The sequence below is a fragment of the Brevundimonas sp. genome, from assembly GCF_046293315.1.
Taxonomy (GTDB): Bacteria; Pseudomonadota; Alphaproteobacteria; order Caulobacterales; family Caulobacteraceae; genus Brevundimonas.
Map to the genome: position 1 here is coordinate 25,519 of NZ_JBKBPF010000015.1, position 15,476 is coordinate 40,994.

13 protein-coding genes, 1 pseudogene and 1 other annotated feature are annotated in these 15,476 nt (G+C 69.0%); of the genes and pseudogenes, 2 read left to right on the forward strand and 12 right to left on the reverse strand.

Annotation, left to right across the window (positions count from 1 at the left end):
- Nucleotides 1–16: 16 nt before the first annotated feature.
- The 5 genes from ACK4SE_RS12675 to ACK4SE_RS12695 all read right to left on the reverse strand — a co-directional run bounded on the left by ACK4SE_RS12675 (nt 17) and on the right by ACK4SE_RS12695 (nt 6,225).
- Nucleotides 17–2,062, reverse strand: a complete 2,046-nt coding sequence (locus ACK4SE_RS12675) for a capsular polysaccharide biosynthesis protein (RefSeq protein ID WP_409693287.1) — start codon at nt 2,060–2,062, stop codon at nt 17–19.
- Complete coding sequence (locus ACK4SE_RS12680) at nt 2,059–3,339, reverse strand: capsular biosynthesis protein (RefSeq protein WP_409693289.1); 1,281 nt, start codon at nt 3,337–3,339, stop codon at nt 2,059–2,061. Before ACK4SE_RS12680 ends, ACK4SE_RS12675 begins: the two co-directional genes overlap by 4 nt.
- 38 nt (nt 3,340–3,377) lie before the next feature.
- Complete coding sequence (locus ACK4SE_RS12685) at nt 3,378–4,217, reverse strand: HpcH/HpaI aldolase/citrate lyase family protein (protein ID WP_409693292.1); 840 nt, start codon at nt 4,215–4,217, stop codon at nt 3,378–3,380.
- Nucleotides 4,218–4,220: 3 nt separating this feature from the next.
- A complete protein-coding gene (locus tag ACK4SE_RS12690; RefSeq protein ID WP_409693295.1) occupies nt 4,221–4,898 on the reverse strand; it encodes an SDR family NAD(P)-dependent oxidoreductase in 678 nt (225 codons plus the stop codon).
- Between the two features lie 247 nt (nt 4,899–5,145).
- Nucleotides 5,146–6,225 carry a CaiB/BaiF CoA transferase family protein gene (locus ACK4SE_RS12695; RefSeq protein ID WP_409693298.1) on the reverse strand — a complete coding sequence of 360 codons (1,080 nt, stop codon included), beginning with the start codon at nt 6,223–6,225 and terminating at the stop codon, nt 5,146–5,148.
- A gap of 91 nt (nt 6,226–6,316) precedes the next feature.
- Here ACK4SE_RS12695 and ACK4SE_RS12700 point away from each other — a divergent pair, with 91 nt between their 5' ends.
- Nucleotides 6,317–7,300, forward strand: a complete 984-nt coding sequence (locus ACK4SE_RS12700) for a class 1 fructose-bisphosphatase (RefSeq protein WP_409693301.1) — start codon at nt 6,317–6,319, stop codon at nt 7,298–7,300.
- 15 nt (nt 7,301–7,315) lie between these two features.
- Nucleotides 7,316–7,618 carry a hypothetical protein gene (locus ACK4SE_RS12705; RefSeq protein ID WP_409693304.1) on the forward strand — a complete coding sequence of 101 codons (303 nt, stop codon included), beginning with the start codon at nt 7,316–7,318 and terminating at the stop codon, nt 7,616–7,618.
- Between the two features lie 69 nt (nt 7,619–7,687).
- Here ACK4SE_RS12705 and ACK4SE_RS12710 read toward each other — a convergent pair whose 3' ends face one another.
- From ACK4SE_RS12710 to ACK4SE_RS12740, 7 genes and pseudogenes are all read right to left on the reverse strand, one after another.
- On the reverse strand, nt 7,688–9,163 hold the full coding sequence (locus ACK4SE_RS12710) for a SulP family inorganic anion transporter (RefSeq protein ID WP_409693351.1): 1,476 nt from the start codon (nt 9,161–9,163) through the stop codon (nt 7,688–7,690).
- A gap of 84 nt (nt 9,164–9,247) precedes the next feature.
- Nucleotides 9,248–9,303: a sequence feature (sul1 is cis-regulatory element that is thought to sense ions involved in sulfur or methionine metabolism; They are found in Alphaproteobacteria), on the reverse strand.
- A gap of 55 nt (nt 9,304–9,358) precedes the next feature.
- Nucleotides 9,359–9,787 (reverse strand): Na+/H+ antiporter subunit G, encoded by a 429-nt coding sequence (locus tag ACK4SE_RS12715; protein WP_409693307.1) that lies wholly within the window; start codon nt 9,785–9,787, stop codon nt 9,359–9,361.
- Nucleotides 9,784–10,059 (reverse strand): K+/H+ antiporter subunit F, encoded by a 276-nt coding sequence (locus ACK4SE_RS12720; protein WP_292107586.1) that lies wholly within the window; start codon nt 10,057–10,059, stop codon nt 9,784–9,786. Before ACK4SE_RS12720 ends, ACK4SE_RS12715 begins: the two co-directional genes overlap by 4 nt.
- Nucleotides 10,056–10,577, reverse strand: coding sequence for a Na+/H+ antiporter subunit E (locus ACK4SE_RS12725; protein ID WP_409693310.1), 522 nt, complete (start codon nt 10,575–10,577; stop codon nt 10,056–10,058). The genes ACK4SE_RS12720 and ACK4SE_RS12725 overlap by 4 nt, the downstream gene beginning before the upstream one ends.
- Nucleotides 10,574–12,106, reverse strand: coding sequence for a monovalent cation/H+ antiporter subunit D (locus ACK4SE_RS12730; protein ID WP_409693312.1), 1,533 nt, complete (start codon nt 12,104–12,106; stop codon nt 10,574–10,576). Before ACK4SE_RS12730 ends, ACK4SE_RS12725 begins: the two co-directional genes overlap by 4 nt.
- A 119-nt stretch (nt 12,107–12,225) precedes the next feature.
- Nucleotides 12,226–12,546: pseudogene (locus ACK4SE_RS12735) on the reverse strand (Na+/H+ antiporter subunit C); the annotation flags it as partial.
- Nucleotides 12,543–15,401, reverse strand: a complete 2,859-nt coding sequence (locus tag ACK4SE_RS12740; protein ID WP_409693315.1) for a monovalent cation/H+ antiporter subunit A — start codon at nt 15,399–15,401, stop codon at nt 12,543–12,545. The pseudogene ACK4SE_RS12735 and the gene ACK4SE_RS12740, both read right to left, overlap by 4 nt.
- Between the last annotated feature and the right edge of the window lie 75 nt (nt 15,402–15,476).

The window sequence follows — 15,476 nt, forward strand, 5'->3', positions numbered from 1 at the left end:
TCCTTGACGAGGCCCATCAATAGGACGGCGGCGGCGTCCGGTCGAGACTGGCGCGGATTCCGGTCCACCAGCGGGTGATCTGGTTGGCGGGCGGCTTCGGCGAGGGAGCGTCCTTGGCGGCGATCAGGGCCTCTACCAGATCCTCGGCCTCGCAGGGCCAGCCGTTGGGGGCGACATAGACGGGGTAGAGGATGAGGGCGGCGGCGACCAGCTCGTCCAGGGTCGCCAGGCGCGTGCGACGCGGGCAGGGGACGCGGTCTTCGGTCAGGCCCCAGCCGGCGAAGAAGGGCGTGCCGTAGGTGGTCACCGGCTTGCCGCGCAGCAGGGCCTCGAAGCCGGACAGGGAGGTCAGGGTGGCCAGACGGTCGGCGTGGTCCAGGCACTGGATGATGTCCAGCCCGTCTGCCGAGGCGTCCACGGCGTCCAGCGCCGCGCCGTCCAGCATGCCGGGACGGTTGCCCGCCAGCACGTCGGGGTGGTTCTTGTAGATCAGGAAGGCGTCCGGGTGGTCCGCCCGCACGGCGGCTGCCAGTCCGGCATTGGTGCGGATGTGGGCGCAGCCCTTGAGGATCGACTGATCGTTCTCGACCTGGCCGACGATCAGGATTCGCTCGCGGTCGCCGGGCCAGGCGTCGAAGGCGCCGGACGGGGCGGGCAGATTGTATTTGCTCAGGCCCGCCGAAACGATCCGTTCCCGCAGACGGGCGGCGCGGGCCAGCAGGGCGGGGGAAAAGCCGCCCTGTTCGATCAGGACCTCCAGCCGCGAGGGCCGGGTGGCGTCGTAATAGACCCCCCGATCATCGAGAGTGACGGACAGGGCGCCGACAAAGTCCGAGCCCAGGCCGCGCGAGCGGATGAAGCCATCCTCCATGCGCAGGACCGGACCGGTGAAGCCCTCGGTCGCCTGCTCGAAGTCGGGGCCGGTGCGCGAGGCCCAGCAGACGATGCGGCCATCTTCGGCCTCGGCGGCGGTCCGTGCGCCGGCGGCGGACGCGAAATAGCGCACCGGCCCCTTTGGCGCGTTCAACAGGCGGCGCACGGGCGGGCGCTTGGCCGGGGCGAAGGCGACGCAGGCGTTCAGGCCAGACAGCCGGTCGGCGCGGTCACGCAGGGCGATGAGGCGCTCCAGCGCCTGTTCCGCCTCGCAGGCGCGGCCGGTGACCGGGTCCACATAACGGGCGTAGCGGATCAGGGCGGCGGCGGCGATGGATTCGATGTCGCGCAGCTGGCCCCGGCGGCCGGTGTCCACGGCGTCCGTGGTCAGGCCCCAGCCGGAATAGAAGGGCGCGCCGAAACAGCGGACGGGCAAGCCGCGCAGCAGCGCCTCCCACCCCAGCCCGCTGGTGACCGTATAGACGGCGTCCACCTGAGCCAGCAGGTCGGCGGGCCGGACGTCGGTGTCGATCAGGGTGACGTCGCCGAGGCGGTCGGCGGGGATGCAGCCCTGCTTGCGGCTCGCGGCCACAGCCGGGTGGCGCTTGACGATGAGCTGCGCCCCGGGCTCGTCGCGGCGGGCGGCGTCCAGCATGTCGATAAAGGATTGCGGCGACGCCAGGCCGAAGCTGATCGACGCGTCGCCATGGGTCTGGTCCACGATCAGGATGCGGCGGCCGGACTCGAGCAGACCAGCGTCCAGCGGCCCCCCCATATTGGTCTTGGAGACGCCGCTCTCGACGATCCGGTCGATCAGGGCGCGGGCGCGAATCCGGAGGTCGGGCGACATCCAGCCCGGAGCCTCTGCGATCAGCTGCTCCAGCCGGGAGGGGCGGGTGGCGTCGTAATAGACGCCCAGATCATCGGCCACGATGCTGAGCGACGTAGCTCCCGCCTCGCCCAGACCCACGGAGCGGAGCAGGCCGTCTTCCAGCGCCACATAGGGCACGCCGTGTTTCTCGGCCCAGCGGCGGCCGTGGGCGGCGGTGGGTTTCATGCCCCAGCCCAGCACCGCCTCAACGTCGCGGCCGGGCAGGCCGCGCAGGTCGTACCCGGGGAGAAAGGCGGCGAGATTGGGCAGGCGGCGGACGCCGGGCGCGCAGACCCAGGCGGGCGTGCGCGGGCTCACTGGACCTGGGCCCGGTCCCAGCCCCCGGCGAAGGCCAGGGCCATGCGGAGGGCCGTGGCCTCCTGCATGGCGGGGTTGTGATAGCTGCCGTTGATCTGGGTGCGGTGAAGCACGTGCTCGCGGAAGCGGACATACAGGTCGTGATCGGGCGGGGTGGGCGAACGCCAGAAGTCCGGGAGCGGCTGCTGATCCGTCAGACCTTCAAAATCGAAGAATGCCCGGCCCAGCACCTTGACCGGCGTGCCGAAGCCCACGGCCGACAGGGCGGCGGTGGAGTTGTTGACGACCATCCCGCGAGAAGCGCGGCACAGTTCCGCCAGGTTGCCTCCGTCGATGAAGTCGGCGCGGCCTTCCATCCCGTGATGCCTCGCGAGGCGGCGCACCAGCGCGCCGTAGTTCACAAGCCCCGGGTCCAGCGGATGGTTCTTGACGACCAGTCGCGCGTCCGCGGGGGCGTTGTGGGCGAAGTCCTCGATCACGCGCTCCAGAAAGGCGGTGTTGGTCGGGTAGTCGGAGTAGCGCAGCAGGGTCGTGTCGCCCTCGCGCTGGAGGCAGGCGATGAAGAACGGTCCGCGGCCGGCGATCACCTGGGTGTCGGTCGCCAGCGGCGAGGCGAAGCGCAGCTTCAGATACCGCCAGGCATGGCCGGCCGCCTGGACCACGGCGTGACGGGTGTAGGGGCGGACGTAGCGGGGATAGAGCAGATGGCCGGCCACCTGGACCGTGTGATAGCGCGCCAGGTTCCAGACGTGGTGCGGCATGATCGTCCCCGCGGGCTGGAACGGCGGCTCTCGGGGCGCCGGCGGCGGATAGCCTTCAGCGGACCGGGGCAGGGTTGAGTGCGCATTGACGCCATTCCGCTCCATGGTCACCCAGTGGGGGCGGAAGTAGCCGTTCTCGATGACCCAGACGGAGGCTTTCAGGCGATCGGCCTGTTCGATGACGGTCTGGTTGTAAGTCCCGGCTTCACCGAACAGCACGAGGTCGGTGTAGTCCTCGGCCAGACCGGCCAGGGCGTGGGGCCACGCGTCGCCGCCGCGTCGGAACTTCACGGCGTCCTTGCCGCCCCAGTCGAGCCGGTCGCCCGCATTGAACATCATGCGGCGCACCACCGCCCCGTTGGCGCGCAGCACGCAGGCCAGCTTGCGGGAATAGGACCCGAAGGGCGCAGAGATGATCAGGAACCGTCGTCCGGCCAGACCAGGAATGGCTTCAGGCGGCGCGTCGCTGGCGTCCGGATCGGCTCCGGCGGACGGGGATGGCGAGGCGACTGACAATGAGATCTGGAGCCTGAGGATAACGAGTCTGTGATGTCTTAGAGTGTTCCGGCAAGTTGATGCAAGGCGAGCGTGTCCCGGGCGCGGGCCAGGTGCAGCCGTTCGACCATGGAGCCGGCCACACGGAGGACCCCCTTTGAGGCGTTGGTCGGGTCGTCAAATGCCGCGACCACGGCCTCGGCCCAGGCCACGTCGTCGGGAGACGGAGAGAAGGCGGCGTTGGCGGGGGCGATCTGGCGCGGGTGGATCAGGCTCTTGCCATCGAAGCCGTAGAGGCGGCCCTGACGGCATTCGGCCTCGAACCCGGCGTCGTCGTCCAGGGCGTTGAAGACGCCGTCGATGGGGGACAGGCCGTGGGCGCGGGCGGCGGCGACCGTCAGGCTCATGGCGGTCTTGAGCGGCTCGCGGTCGGGCGCTGGCCCACAGCGCAGCATGGCGGCAAGGTCGTTGACCCCCAGCATCAGGGCGCCGAGGCCCGGGGTGGCGGCGATGGCGTCCAGATGGAACAAGGCCTGGGGCGTCTCGATCATGGCCCACAGGGCGGCGCCGTCCGGCAGGCGCGCGGTGAAGGCGGCGGCCTGATCGGCGGTGGAGACCTTGGGCGCGACGATGAAGGCCGGGGCGGCGGCGTGCAGGGCGGTCAGGTCGGCATCGCCCCACTCGGTGTCGAGGCCGTTGACGCGGACCCCGACCTCGCGGGCCTGAAAGCCGCCCTGACGCAGGGCGGCGACGGCGGCGTCACGGGCGGCGGCCTTGTCGTCCGGGCCGACGGCGTCCTCCAGATCCAGCACCACCACGTCGCAAGGCAGGGTGCGGGCCTTCTCCACCGCGCGGGGGTTGGAGGCGGGCAGGTAGAGGACGCTGCGGCGCGGGGTCATGGCTCAGACCCGGCCGGTGACGGGGATCAGGGCGCCGGTGACGGCCCGCGCGGCGGGGGAGGCCAGGAACAGCATGACGGCGGCCAGATCGGCGGGCTTGACCCATTTGTGGGCGTTGTCCTCGCCCATGTCGGCGCGGTTGGCGGGGGTGTCGATGATGGACGGCAGGACGGCGTTGACGGTGACGGACGTGTCCTTGAGCTCTTCGGCCAAGGCCTCGGTCAGGCGGTGCACGCCCGCCTTGGAGGCGGCGTAGGCGCCCATGCCGGCGGCCGCCTTCTGCGCGCCCGCCGCGCCCACATTGACGATGCGGCCGTCGGGGGCCTGTTTCAGCCACGGCAGGGCGGCGCGGCTGGCGTTCAGGGCGGTGGTCAGGTTCAGGGCATGCATGCGGCCCCAGGCGGCGGGGTCGCCGTCCTCGGTGGTCTGCCAGACGAAGCCGCCGGCGATGTTGAGCAGGGCGTCGATGCGGCCGAGCTGTTCGGCGACGGCCTGCATGGCCTGTTGCGCCTGGCCCGGCTCGGTGAGGTCGACGCCCGACAGGGTCATGTCGGCCCCCTGGGCGTCATGGCGGGCATGGTCGATGATGGCCACGGTCCAGCCGGCTTCGCCCGCCGCCTTTGCGACCGCGGAGCCGAGGGCGCCGTGGCCTCCGGTGATGACGATGACGGGCCTGGACATGGACGACTCCTTCGGGACAGGGCGGGACCATAGGGCCTGAGCTCAGGGGGCTCCACCGCCCGACCTGCCGGTTTCAGACCATGGCTGGAAAAAACAGAGTCCGAATTGTCCGAATTGTCCGAAATCGGCGTCCGGGAGGGCGGATTTCGGAGTCAAAAAACAGTGTCCGAATTGTCCGAATTGTCCGAAATTCGCCTCCAGCGGTGGCGCCGTCATGGCCATTATACACCGCTCTCAGACAGCGGGATTAAATAGTCGCCTTCACCCAGCGCGCCAGCACGGTCTGGCCGTTCTCGCCGGCCTTGGCGGGCGGTCCCTGGATGGCGCCGGGGGTGCGGGAGAAGCGCGGGGCCGGGGCGGGCTGGGTGACGCCGAAGGCCTCGGTGAAGCTCTCGCGGGCGGCCAGATGGGGGTGCGCGGGCGCCTCGTCCAGCGACAGGACGGGGGCGAAACAGGCGTCGGTGCCTTCCAGCAGGGCGGTCCAGTGGTCGCGGGGCTGGGTGATGAACACGGCGGCCAGTTCGGCGGCCTGTTGATCCATGTCGCCCTCGGGCCGGGGCGTCAGGCCGAGGCGGGTGCGCAGCTCGGCGTGGAAGGCCGGCTCCACCGGGCCCACCGAGACATGCCGGCCGTCGGCGCAGGGGTAGGTGCGATAGAACGACATGCCGCCGTTCAGCAGGCCCTCGCCCCGCTTCATGCTGGTCAGGCCGTCGTGGTTCAGCCAGCACAGCAGGCCCATCATGGAGGCCGTCCCGTCGACCACCGCCGCGTCGATCACCTGGCCCTTGCCGGAGGTCTGGCGCTCGTGCAGGGCGGCGAGGACGCCCATGGCGAGGTAGAGCGAGCCGCCGCCGTAGTCGCCCACCAGATTGAGGGGCGGAACCGGGTCGCCGTCCTTCGGCCCGATGGCGTCCAGGGCCCCGGTGATGGCGATGTAGTTGATGTCATGGCCCGCCGCGTGGGCCAGCGGCCCGGTCTGGCCCCAGCCGGTCATGCGGCCGTAGATCAGGCGCGGATTGGCGGCCAGGCACTCGTCGGGACCGAGGCCCAGACGCTCCATGACCCCGGGGCGGAAGCCCTCGATCAGCACGTCGGCGGCGGCGATGGCCTGCAGGGTCGTGGCGCGGTCGGCCTCGGCCTTGAGATCCAGCGCCAAGGAGCCCGCCCGGCCGCGCGCGGTGACGTCGTGGGGCGCCGCGCCGCCGCCCGCCCGGTCGATGCGCAGCACCTCGGCGCCCAGGTCCGCCAGCAGGGTGGCGCAGAAGGGCGCCGGACCGATGCCGGCGAACTCGACGACGCGCAGACCGTTCAGTGGGCCTTGCCCCATGCGATTCCTCCCGTTTCGTTTCGCTACGGATAGCGCAGGTTGCGCCCTGCGTCGCGGGATGCGAGATCGCCTGCAGCATACGGAGACCCCCATGGCCCAGACTCTCGCCGCCTTTCTCGAAGCCCAGTCCGCCCCCGAAAGCCTGAAGGGGCTGATCGCCGGGATTGCGGACGGGTGCGTGCGCATCAGCCATGCGGTGCGTCAGGGCGCGACGGCGGACATGCTGGGCACCGCAGGCGACACCAATGTGCAGGGCGAGGTGCAGAAGACGCTGGATCTGGCAGCCGACGACATCATGATGGACGTGTGCCGCGCCGCGCCGGGCGTCGCAGCTGTGGCCTCCGAAGAGCAGGACGACATTGTCGCGGTCGCCCAGGTGGGCCCGCACGAGGGCTGGCTGGTGCTGTTCGATCCGCTGGACGGGTCCAGCAACATCGAGGTCAACGTGTCCATCGGCACCATCTTCTCGGTGCTGCCCGCGCCCATGGTGGAGACGCCGCGCGATCCGGTGGCGGAGGATTTCTTCCAGCCGGGGCGCGATCAGGTCGCGGCGGGCTATGTGGTCTACGGGCCCCAGACCCTGCTGGTGTTCACCCTGGGCGACGGCGCGTTCGGCTTCACCCTGGAGCCGGTCAGCGGCGAATGGGTGCTGACCCACGACCGCATCGCGGTGCCTGCGGAGACGAAGGAATTCGCCATCAACACCTCGAACCAGCGGCACTGGCATGAACCGGTGCAGGGCTACATCGCCGACTGTCTGGCGGGGACCACGGGGCCGCGGGGCAAGGATTTCAACATGCGCTGGGTGGCGTCCATGGTCTCGGACGTGAACCGCATCATGATGCGCGGCGGGGTGTTCCTGTACCCGGCGGACCGCAAGGACCCGTCCAAGCCGGGGCGCCTGCGCCTGATGTACGAGGCGGCGCCCATGGCCATGGTGATGGAACAGGCCGGCGGCGCGGCCAGCGACGGGACGCAGCCCATGCTGGACGTGGTCCCTGAGGCCCTGCACCAGCGCGTGCCGGTGATGCTGGGGTCGAAGGCCGAGATCGAGACGTTTCTCACGTATCGTTAGAGGTGGCTCCATAAAATGGAATGGCAACTCGTCGTCATCATACTGGTGGCCTATGCGGGATCGTTCTATCTCGTGCCTCATCAAATAATGCTGGCAACCTCAAATCGAGTGGGGGCGCCTTTCGCCAAGTTCCGCGGGACGTTTCGCTTCACAAGCGTAAGCCGGGTTGGGCTGGCCGCAGGGGGGACTGCGGCAACACTCCTGTTGGGCAATTTCACCACACCCTTTTGGACGGCTGCTCTGTTCGGGCTGACATTGATCGCCCTGTATATTTTGGACTTCGTTCAAGTTGAAAGGAGCGCCAGCCGAATGGGCTGAGGCCGATCGACCGGCATCTATTTCTCATCCGTCTCGGCGGCCGGCGCATCTGCTGCTCGGCAGACCAACCTAATGCGACAGACCCGCCGGGAGGTGGGCCTTGTCGTGGCGGCCGGTGCGGGTGACCAGGGTCTGGGCGGCGGCGTTCATGCCGTAGACCTCGACCTTGGTTCCGCGGCGGCGATAGCGGAACACCACCTTGTCCACGGCGGCGACGGCGGTGATGTCCCACAGGTGGGCGTCGCTCATGTCGATGATCACGCGCTCGGGCTGGCCGTGATACTCGAAGGCGGCCGCGAACAGGTCCGCCGAGACGAAGAAGACGTGGCCGCGCACGGTGTAGCGGCGCACCTCGTCGGTGCTGTCCCCGGACTCGACCACCTCGATCATCTTGCCGAGGCGGCGGATGAAGAAGATGGCGGACAGGATCACGCCCAGCATCACGCCCTGGGACAGGTCGTGGGTCAGGACCACGGTGACGGTGGTGGCGATCATGACGACGGAGGACTGCATGGGCGTGGCGCGCAGCCGCATCACCGAGCCCCAGTCGAAGGTGCCGATGGAGACCATGATCATCACGGCGACCAGGGCGGCCATGGGGATCTGCGCCACCCAGTCCTGAAGCACCAGGATCAGGAACAGCAGGAACAGGCCGGCCCACAGGGTGGACAGGCGTCCGCGCGCGCCGGAGGTGACGTTGATGATCGACTGGCCGATCATGGCGCAGCCGGCCATGCCGCCGAACAGGGGCGACAGGATGTTGGCGATGCCCTGACCGCGCGACTCCATGTCCTTGTCCGACGGGGTGTCGGTCATGTCGTCCAGCAGGTTGGCGGTCAGCAGCGATTCCAGCAGGCCGACGAAGGCCAGGGTGGCCGCCACCGGGCCGATGATGGCCAGGGTCTCCCACGTCAGGGGCACGTTGGGCAGGTGGAACACCGGCAGGGTGGAGGGCATCTGGCCCATGTCGCCCACGGTGCGCACGTCGATGTTCAGCCACATGGCCAGACCGGCCAGCACCACGATGGCGATCAGGGGCGAGGGGATGGCCTTGGTCAGACGCGGCAGCAGATAGATGATGGCCAGACCGCCCGCGACCATGGCGTACGTCTGCCAGTTGGCGCCGATCAGCTCGGGCAACTGGGCCAGGAAGATCAGGATGGCCAGGGAGTTGACGAAGCCGGTCATCACGGAGCGTGAGACGAACTTGATGTAGCGCCCCAGTTTCAGCACCCCGACGATGATCTGGAACACCCCGGTCAGGATCGAGGCGGCGAACAGATATTCCAGGCCGTGGTCGCGCACGAGGGTGACCATGAGCAGGGCCATGGCGCCCGTGGCGGCCGAGATCATGGCCGGGCGTCCGCCGACGAACGAGATGGTCACGGCGATGACGAAGCTGGCGTACAGGCCCACCGCCGGATCGACCCCGGCGATGATCGAGAAGGCGATGGCCTCGGGGATCAGGGCCAGGGCCACGACGGTGCCCGCCAGCAGATCCCGGCGGGGGTTGGCGAGCCATTCCTGGCGCGCGAGGGAGATGATTTTCATGGGTCGTCCGGGGAGGACCAGCGGACCCGTCGCCCCGTCACGGCGTGGGTCTGTCCGCTGTCGGCGGTTCAGCCTGTTGTGTGTCCGGGGGATCGGCGCCCGGCGTAGCCACCCGGATCAGGCCCGGGTCCGACGAACCGCCCCTATGCCTTGTGCGGCGCAGCAAGGCAACCGGGCGCGGACAGGAAATCAGAGGTCGTCGACCACCTTGCGGTCCAGGGTCGCGCTGTCGTCGAAGGTGGCCCAGGTCTTGCCGCCCGACGGCTGGGGCAGGCCCTCGCGGATGTCGTCGGCAGGGTTGGGATCGATATGGCGGCCCTGACGGTGCAGGTGCGACTTGGCGATCATGTTGGCGGTCACCGGCGCGGTCAGGAACAGGAACAGGGTGATCAGCAGTTCGTGGGCCGAATAGGTCCCCTCCATGGCCGGGAAGAAGACCATGGAGGCGATCAGGCAGGCGCCGACGCCAAGGGTGGTGGCCTTGGTCGGTCCGTGCAGGCGCGTCATCAGCGAGGGCAGCCGCGCCAGGCCCCACGAGCCGACCAGCAGGAAGCCGCCGCCGATGACCAGCAGCAGGGCGATGACATATTCGGCGATGATCTCGAGCATGGGGGTCATTCCACGATGTCCCCGCGCAGGAGGAATTTGGAGTAGGCCACGGTGCCCAGGAAGCCGACCATGGCCAGCAGCAGCGCCGCCTCGAAATAGTTGGCGGTGCGCTCCCACAGACCGAACAGCACCACCATGGCGATGATGTTGATGGTCAGGGTGTCCAGCGCCAGGATGCGGTCGCCGCTGGTGGGACCGCGCAGCAGGCGGAACAGGTTCAGGGCCATGCCCAGCGCCACGCAGCCGATGGCGAATCCGAGGGCGTATCCGATGGGGCTCATGGGAAGATCCTCAGCAGGCGGGCCTCGTAGCGGGACTTGATGCGGGCGATCTCGGCGTCGGGATCGGCCGTATCCAGAATGTGCACCAGCAGGGCCCGGCCGTCGGCGGAGATGTCGGTGGAGACCGTGCCGGGGGTCAGGCTGATGGTGGCCGCGAAGGCGGTGATGGCCTCGGGCGAGCGCAAGTCCGTGGGGATGACCAGCCAGTGCGAGCGCAGATCGCGGTTGCGGCGGAACAGGATGATCCAGGCCACCTGGAAATTGGCCACCATGATGTCCCACAACACCACGCCCAGATAGCCCCACAGGGGCGGGCCGAAGCGCATGCGCGGATTGCCCGGCCAGAACCGGCTGGTGAGCAGCGGAATGGCGACGGCGAAGGCGACGGCCAGCACCAGCCCGCCCCAGCTGAGACTGTTCAGCAGCAGCATCCACACCACCACCAGCATCACCGACAGGGCGGGGTGAGGCAGGAGGCGCCGGATCAGGGACGGGCGCTGGATCGGAAGCTCGCTCACGACGCACCCCCCATGACGGTGTTGATGTAGGCGTCGGGATCGAACAGCTGGGCGGCCGTGGCGTCGGTGTAGGCGGTCAGCGGCCCGGCGAAGAGGGCCGAGGCGGCCAGCAGGAGGATGAACCCTGCCGCCACCAGCAGGGTCGCCCCGCCACCGTGGATGCGGCCGGCCTTGCAGTCGCCCTCGACCGAGGCGCTCTTCCAGAAGATCTGGCTGCCGGCGCGGGCGAAGCCGAGGATGCCGATGACGGTGGTGATCAGGATGACGGCCCAGACCCAGTAGCCGCCCGGGGCATCCCGCACGCCGTCGAGGATCAGCAGCTTGCCGATGAAGCCGGACAGGGGCGGCAGGCCCACCATGGCGATGGCCGCGAGGAAGAACAGGGCCGACAGCTTCTCCACGTCCTGGAAGCGGGGGCCGACATTGATGGCGTCGCCGTACTCGCCCCGGCGCGCGGCGATCATGTCCATGATCAGGAACAGGGCGGCGCCCGCCAAGGTGGAATGGACGGTGTAATACAGCGCCGCCGACATGGCGTCCGGCTGGAACACCGCCACGGCGGCCAGCAGGGTGCCCATGGAGCCGATCACGGCATAGGCCGCCAGATCGCGCAGCCCCTTCGCCGCCAGCACGCCGAAATAGCCGAGCGCGATGGTGACGAGGGCGGCGGGCAGCATCCAGTCGGCCGCCGCCCATGCGGAGGCCTGGCTGTCGTCGCCGAAGATCAGGGTGGCGACCCGGATGATGCAGTAGGCGCCCACCTTGGTCATGATGGCGAACAGGGCCGCCACCGCTCCGGAGGTGGTGGCATAGGTGCGCGGCAGCCAGAAGTGCAGCGGAACCAGCGCCGCCTTGAGCGCGAACAGGACGATCAGCAGCAGCCCGCCCGCCTTGATCAGGGCCTGGTCGCCCTCGGGCGCCGCGGCCACGCGCAGGGCCATGTCGGCCATGTTGAGGGTGCCGGTGACGCCGTAGAGCATGCCCACCGCGATCAGGAACAGCACCGATCCGGCCAGGTTGATGATGACATATTGCACGCCCGCCTTCAGGCGCGCGGCGCCCTGGCCGTGCAGCATCAGGCCGTAGGAGGCCAGCAGCAGCACCTCGAAGAACACGAACAGATTGAACAGGTCGCCGGTCAGGAAGGCCCCGTTCAGGCCCAGAAGCTGAAACTGGAACAGGGGATGGAAGTGCCAGCCCTTGCGGTCCAGCCCCGTGGCGATGGCGTAGATCAGCACGCCCAGCGCCACCACCGAGGTCAGCAGCACCATCAGGGCCGACAGGCGGTCCAGCACCAGCACGATGCCGAACGGCGCAGGCCAGCTGCCCATGGCGTAGACGGCCACCTCGCCGGTGGCGGCGTGGGCGACCATGACGGCGCTGATGACCACCAGGGCGGCGGAGACCGCCAGGGTGGTGACCCGCGACAGGGTCAGGCGGTGGCGCATGACCAGCAGGATCAGGGCCGCCGCCAGGGCGGGAATGATGACCGGCGCGATGATCCAGGGGGTGATGGCGGAGGCGGTCATTCTTGAATCCCCCTGGCGCCCTTCGGGCTGGTTGAGGGGGGTGTCACCTCCACTTCGGTGTCGGGGATGATGGAATCGGCATCGACACCGTCCTCCACCGCGCGCACGGCGTCCGGCAGGCCGTCCACCTGATCGGTGCCGGTCTCGAGGTAGGTCCGCAGGGCCAGCACCACCACGAAGGCGGTCATGCCGAAGGCGATGACGATGGCGGTCAGCACCAGGGCCTGGGGCAGGGGGTCCGAATAGCCGGTGGCGGCGCTGTCATAGATGGGCGGCTGATCCACCACCACGCGACCCATGGAGAACAGGAACACATTGATGGCGTAGGACAGGAAGGCCAGGCCCAGAACCACCGGGAAGGTGCGGCGGCGCAGCAGCAGATAGATGCCCGCCGCGGTCATGACGCCGATGGCGGTGGCGATGAGGAACTCGAGGCTCATGACTTCACCTCCGTGGACGAGGGCTCACGGGAGGGGTTGATGTCCATGGCGTCTTCTGTGGGCTCCAGCTTCTCGGCGCGCTGACCCACGCGGGACAGCTGGGCCAGGGCCAGCATGACCGCGCCCACCACCGTCAGGGCCACGCCGATGTCGAACAGCATGGCGGTAGCCAGCTCGAACTCGCCCACCACCGGCAGCGAGAAATAGTCGAAGGCGCTGGTCAGGAACGGGGCGCCGAACAGCATCGAGCCGACCCCGGTCAGGCCGGCGATGAGCACGCCCCAGCCGATCAGGTTATGGTGGTCGGCGCGCAGGCGGGCATCGGCCCAGCCCCAGCCCGAGGCCATGAACTGCATCAGCAGGGCGATGGAGAACACCAGTCCGGCGATGAAGCCGCCGCCGGGCTCGTTGTGGCCGCGCAGGAAGATGTAGAGACCCGCCATCAGGGCCAGCGGCAGCAGCAGGCGCGTGGCCACCACCAGCATCATGGGATGGCGCTCGGGCGAGCGGATCAGGTCCGGCGTCCAGCCCGCCAGACGGCGTCCGGCCGCGCCCCGGTCGGCGGTGTCCAGCAGGGCGAAGATGGCCAGCGCCGCGATGCCCAGCACGATGATCTCGCCGAAGGTGTCGAAGCCCCGGAAGTCCACCAGGATGACGTTGACCACATTGGTGCCGCCGCCGCCGGAATAGCTGTTCTCCCAGTGGAAGCGGGAGATGGACTCCATGCCGTCGCGGGTCATCACGGCCCAGGCCGCCGCGCCGACGCCGAGGCCGCCGGTGACCGCCAGCAGGCCGTCGCGCAGCCTGCGCGGGACCGAGCTTTCAGCAGGCGAGGTCTTGGGCATCAGGTTCAGCGCCAGCAGCAGCAGCAGGATCGTCACCACCTCGACCGAGATCTGGGTCAGGGCCAGGTCGGGCGCGGACAGATAGACGAAGGTCAGGGCGATGGTGGAGCCCACCACGCTGATGAAGATCAGGGACAGGAACCGCGCCCGGTGGGCGACCACCACCGCGAGGGTGGCGGCGATCAGCACCAGCCAGGCGATCATGGCGACAGGGGTGGCGGCGATGACCTCGCGCGTGCCCTCGCTGTGGTTGGCGCTGAAGAAGGCGACCAGCCCCACGACGATGGATGTTCCGACGAAGAAGGCCAGGTAGCGCTGCAGCGAGCCGTTGTGGACCTGCAGGGTCAGGCGACGACAGGCGGCGGCCAGGGTCTCGACGAAGGCGTCGAACATGGCCTTGGCCTCGGGCACGCCGATGCGGGTCCAGATCGCTTCGAGATTGCGGTGACGCCACAGCAGCAGGGCGCCCACGGCCACGGCGAAGATGCTCATGAACAGGGCCGGGGTCACGCCGTGCCACAGGCTGAGCGAATAGTAGGGCAGGTCGGCCCCGATCACGGCCCCGGCGGTCGCCGCCACGATGGGGCCGGCGAACAGCGCGGGCATCAGGCCGATCAGGACCACCAGCGCCGTCAGGACCGCGGGCGGACCCCACAGGCCGATGCCCGGATCATGGGGCTTCTTCGGATAGTCGTCCCGCTTCGGTCCGAAATAGACGTGGATGACGTAGCGCAGCGAATAGGCCACCGACAGGGTCGCGCCGAGGGTGGCGAGCACCGGGAACACCCACGGCTGGCCCAGCCAGACGGTGTGGGAGGCTTCCTCCAGCATCATCTCCTTGGAGATGAAGCCGTTGAGCGGCGGGATGCCGGCCATGGACAGGCCCGCGATCAGGGCCAGGGTCCCGGCGATGGGCATGAGGCTGAACAGCCCGCCCAGACGCTTGAGGTCGCGGGTGCCCGCCTCGTGGTCGACGATGCCCGCGTTCATGAACAGGGCGGCCTTGAAGGTGGCGTGGTTGATTATGTGGAAGACGCCCACCACTGCGGCGATAGGGGTGCCGAGGCCGAACAGCATGGTCAGGAAGCCCAGATGGCTGACCGTGGAATAGGCCAGCAGGCCCTTCAGGTCGTCCTTGAACAGGGCGATGCAGGCGGCGACCACCATGGTGACGAGGCCGGTGCTGGCCACGATCAGGAACCAGGCGTCGGTGCCCGCCAGCACCGGCCACAGGCGCGCCAGCATGAACACGCCGGCCTTCACCATGGTGGCGGAGTGCAGATAGGCGCTGACCGGCGTCGGCGCGGCCATGGCGTGCGGCAGCCAGAAGTGGAACGGGAACTGGGCCGACTTGGTGAAACAGCCGCCGAGGATCAGGATCAGGGCGGGCAGGTACAGCGGCGAGGCCTGGATCGCCTCGCGGTTCTGCAGGATCACGGTGAGGTCGTAGGACCCGGCGATATTGCCCAGGATCATCAGGCCGGCGATCAGGCTGAGCCCGCCTGCGCCGGTGACGGCCAGGGCCATGCGCGCGCCCTGACGCCCCTCGGGCAGGTGCCGCCAGAAGCCGATCAACAGGAACGACGACAGGCTGGTCAGCTCCCAGAAGATGAGCAGAAGCAGGATGTTGTCGGACAGGACGATGCCCAGCATCGCGCCCTGGAACAGCAGCAGATAGGTGAAGAACCGCCCCATGGGGTCGGCCCTGGACAGATAGAACCGGGCGTAGACGATGATCAGCAGGCCGATGCCCAGGATCATGCCTGCGAACATCAGCCCCAGCGGATCGAGGAAGAAATTGGCGTTGAGGCCGAGGGACGGAATCCAGTCGATGCGCGCCTGGATCACCTCGCCCGCCATGACCGCCGGGGCCATGGTCGCCAGGATGATGATGGCGGTCAGGGTCACCAGCCCGGCCGCGAGGGCGCAGGCGTCGCGGCCCGCCCGGATCGCCAGGGCGGGGGCCAGGGCGCCGATCAGCGGCAGGACGGCCAGGAAGGCAAGCAGCAAGGCGGTTCCTCGGTGTGGGCCGGAACAACGATCACAACGTTCCCGAAGGCGGTTTGCTAGCGGGTAATGTCGCTG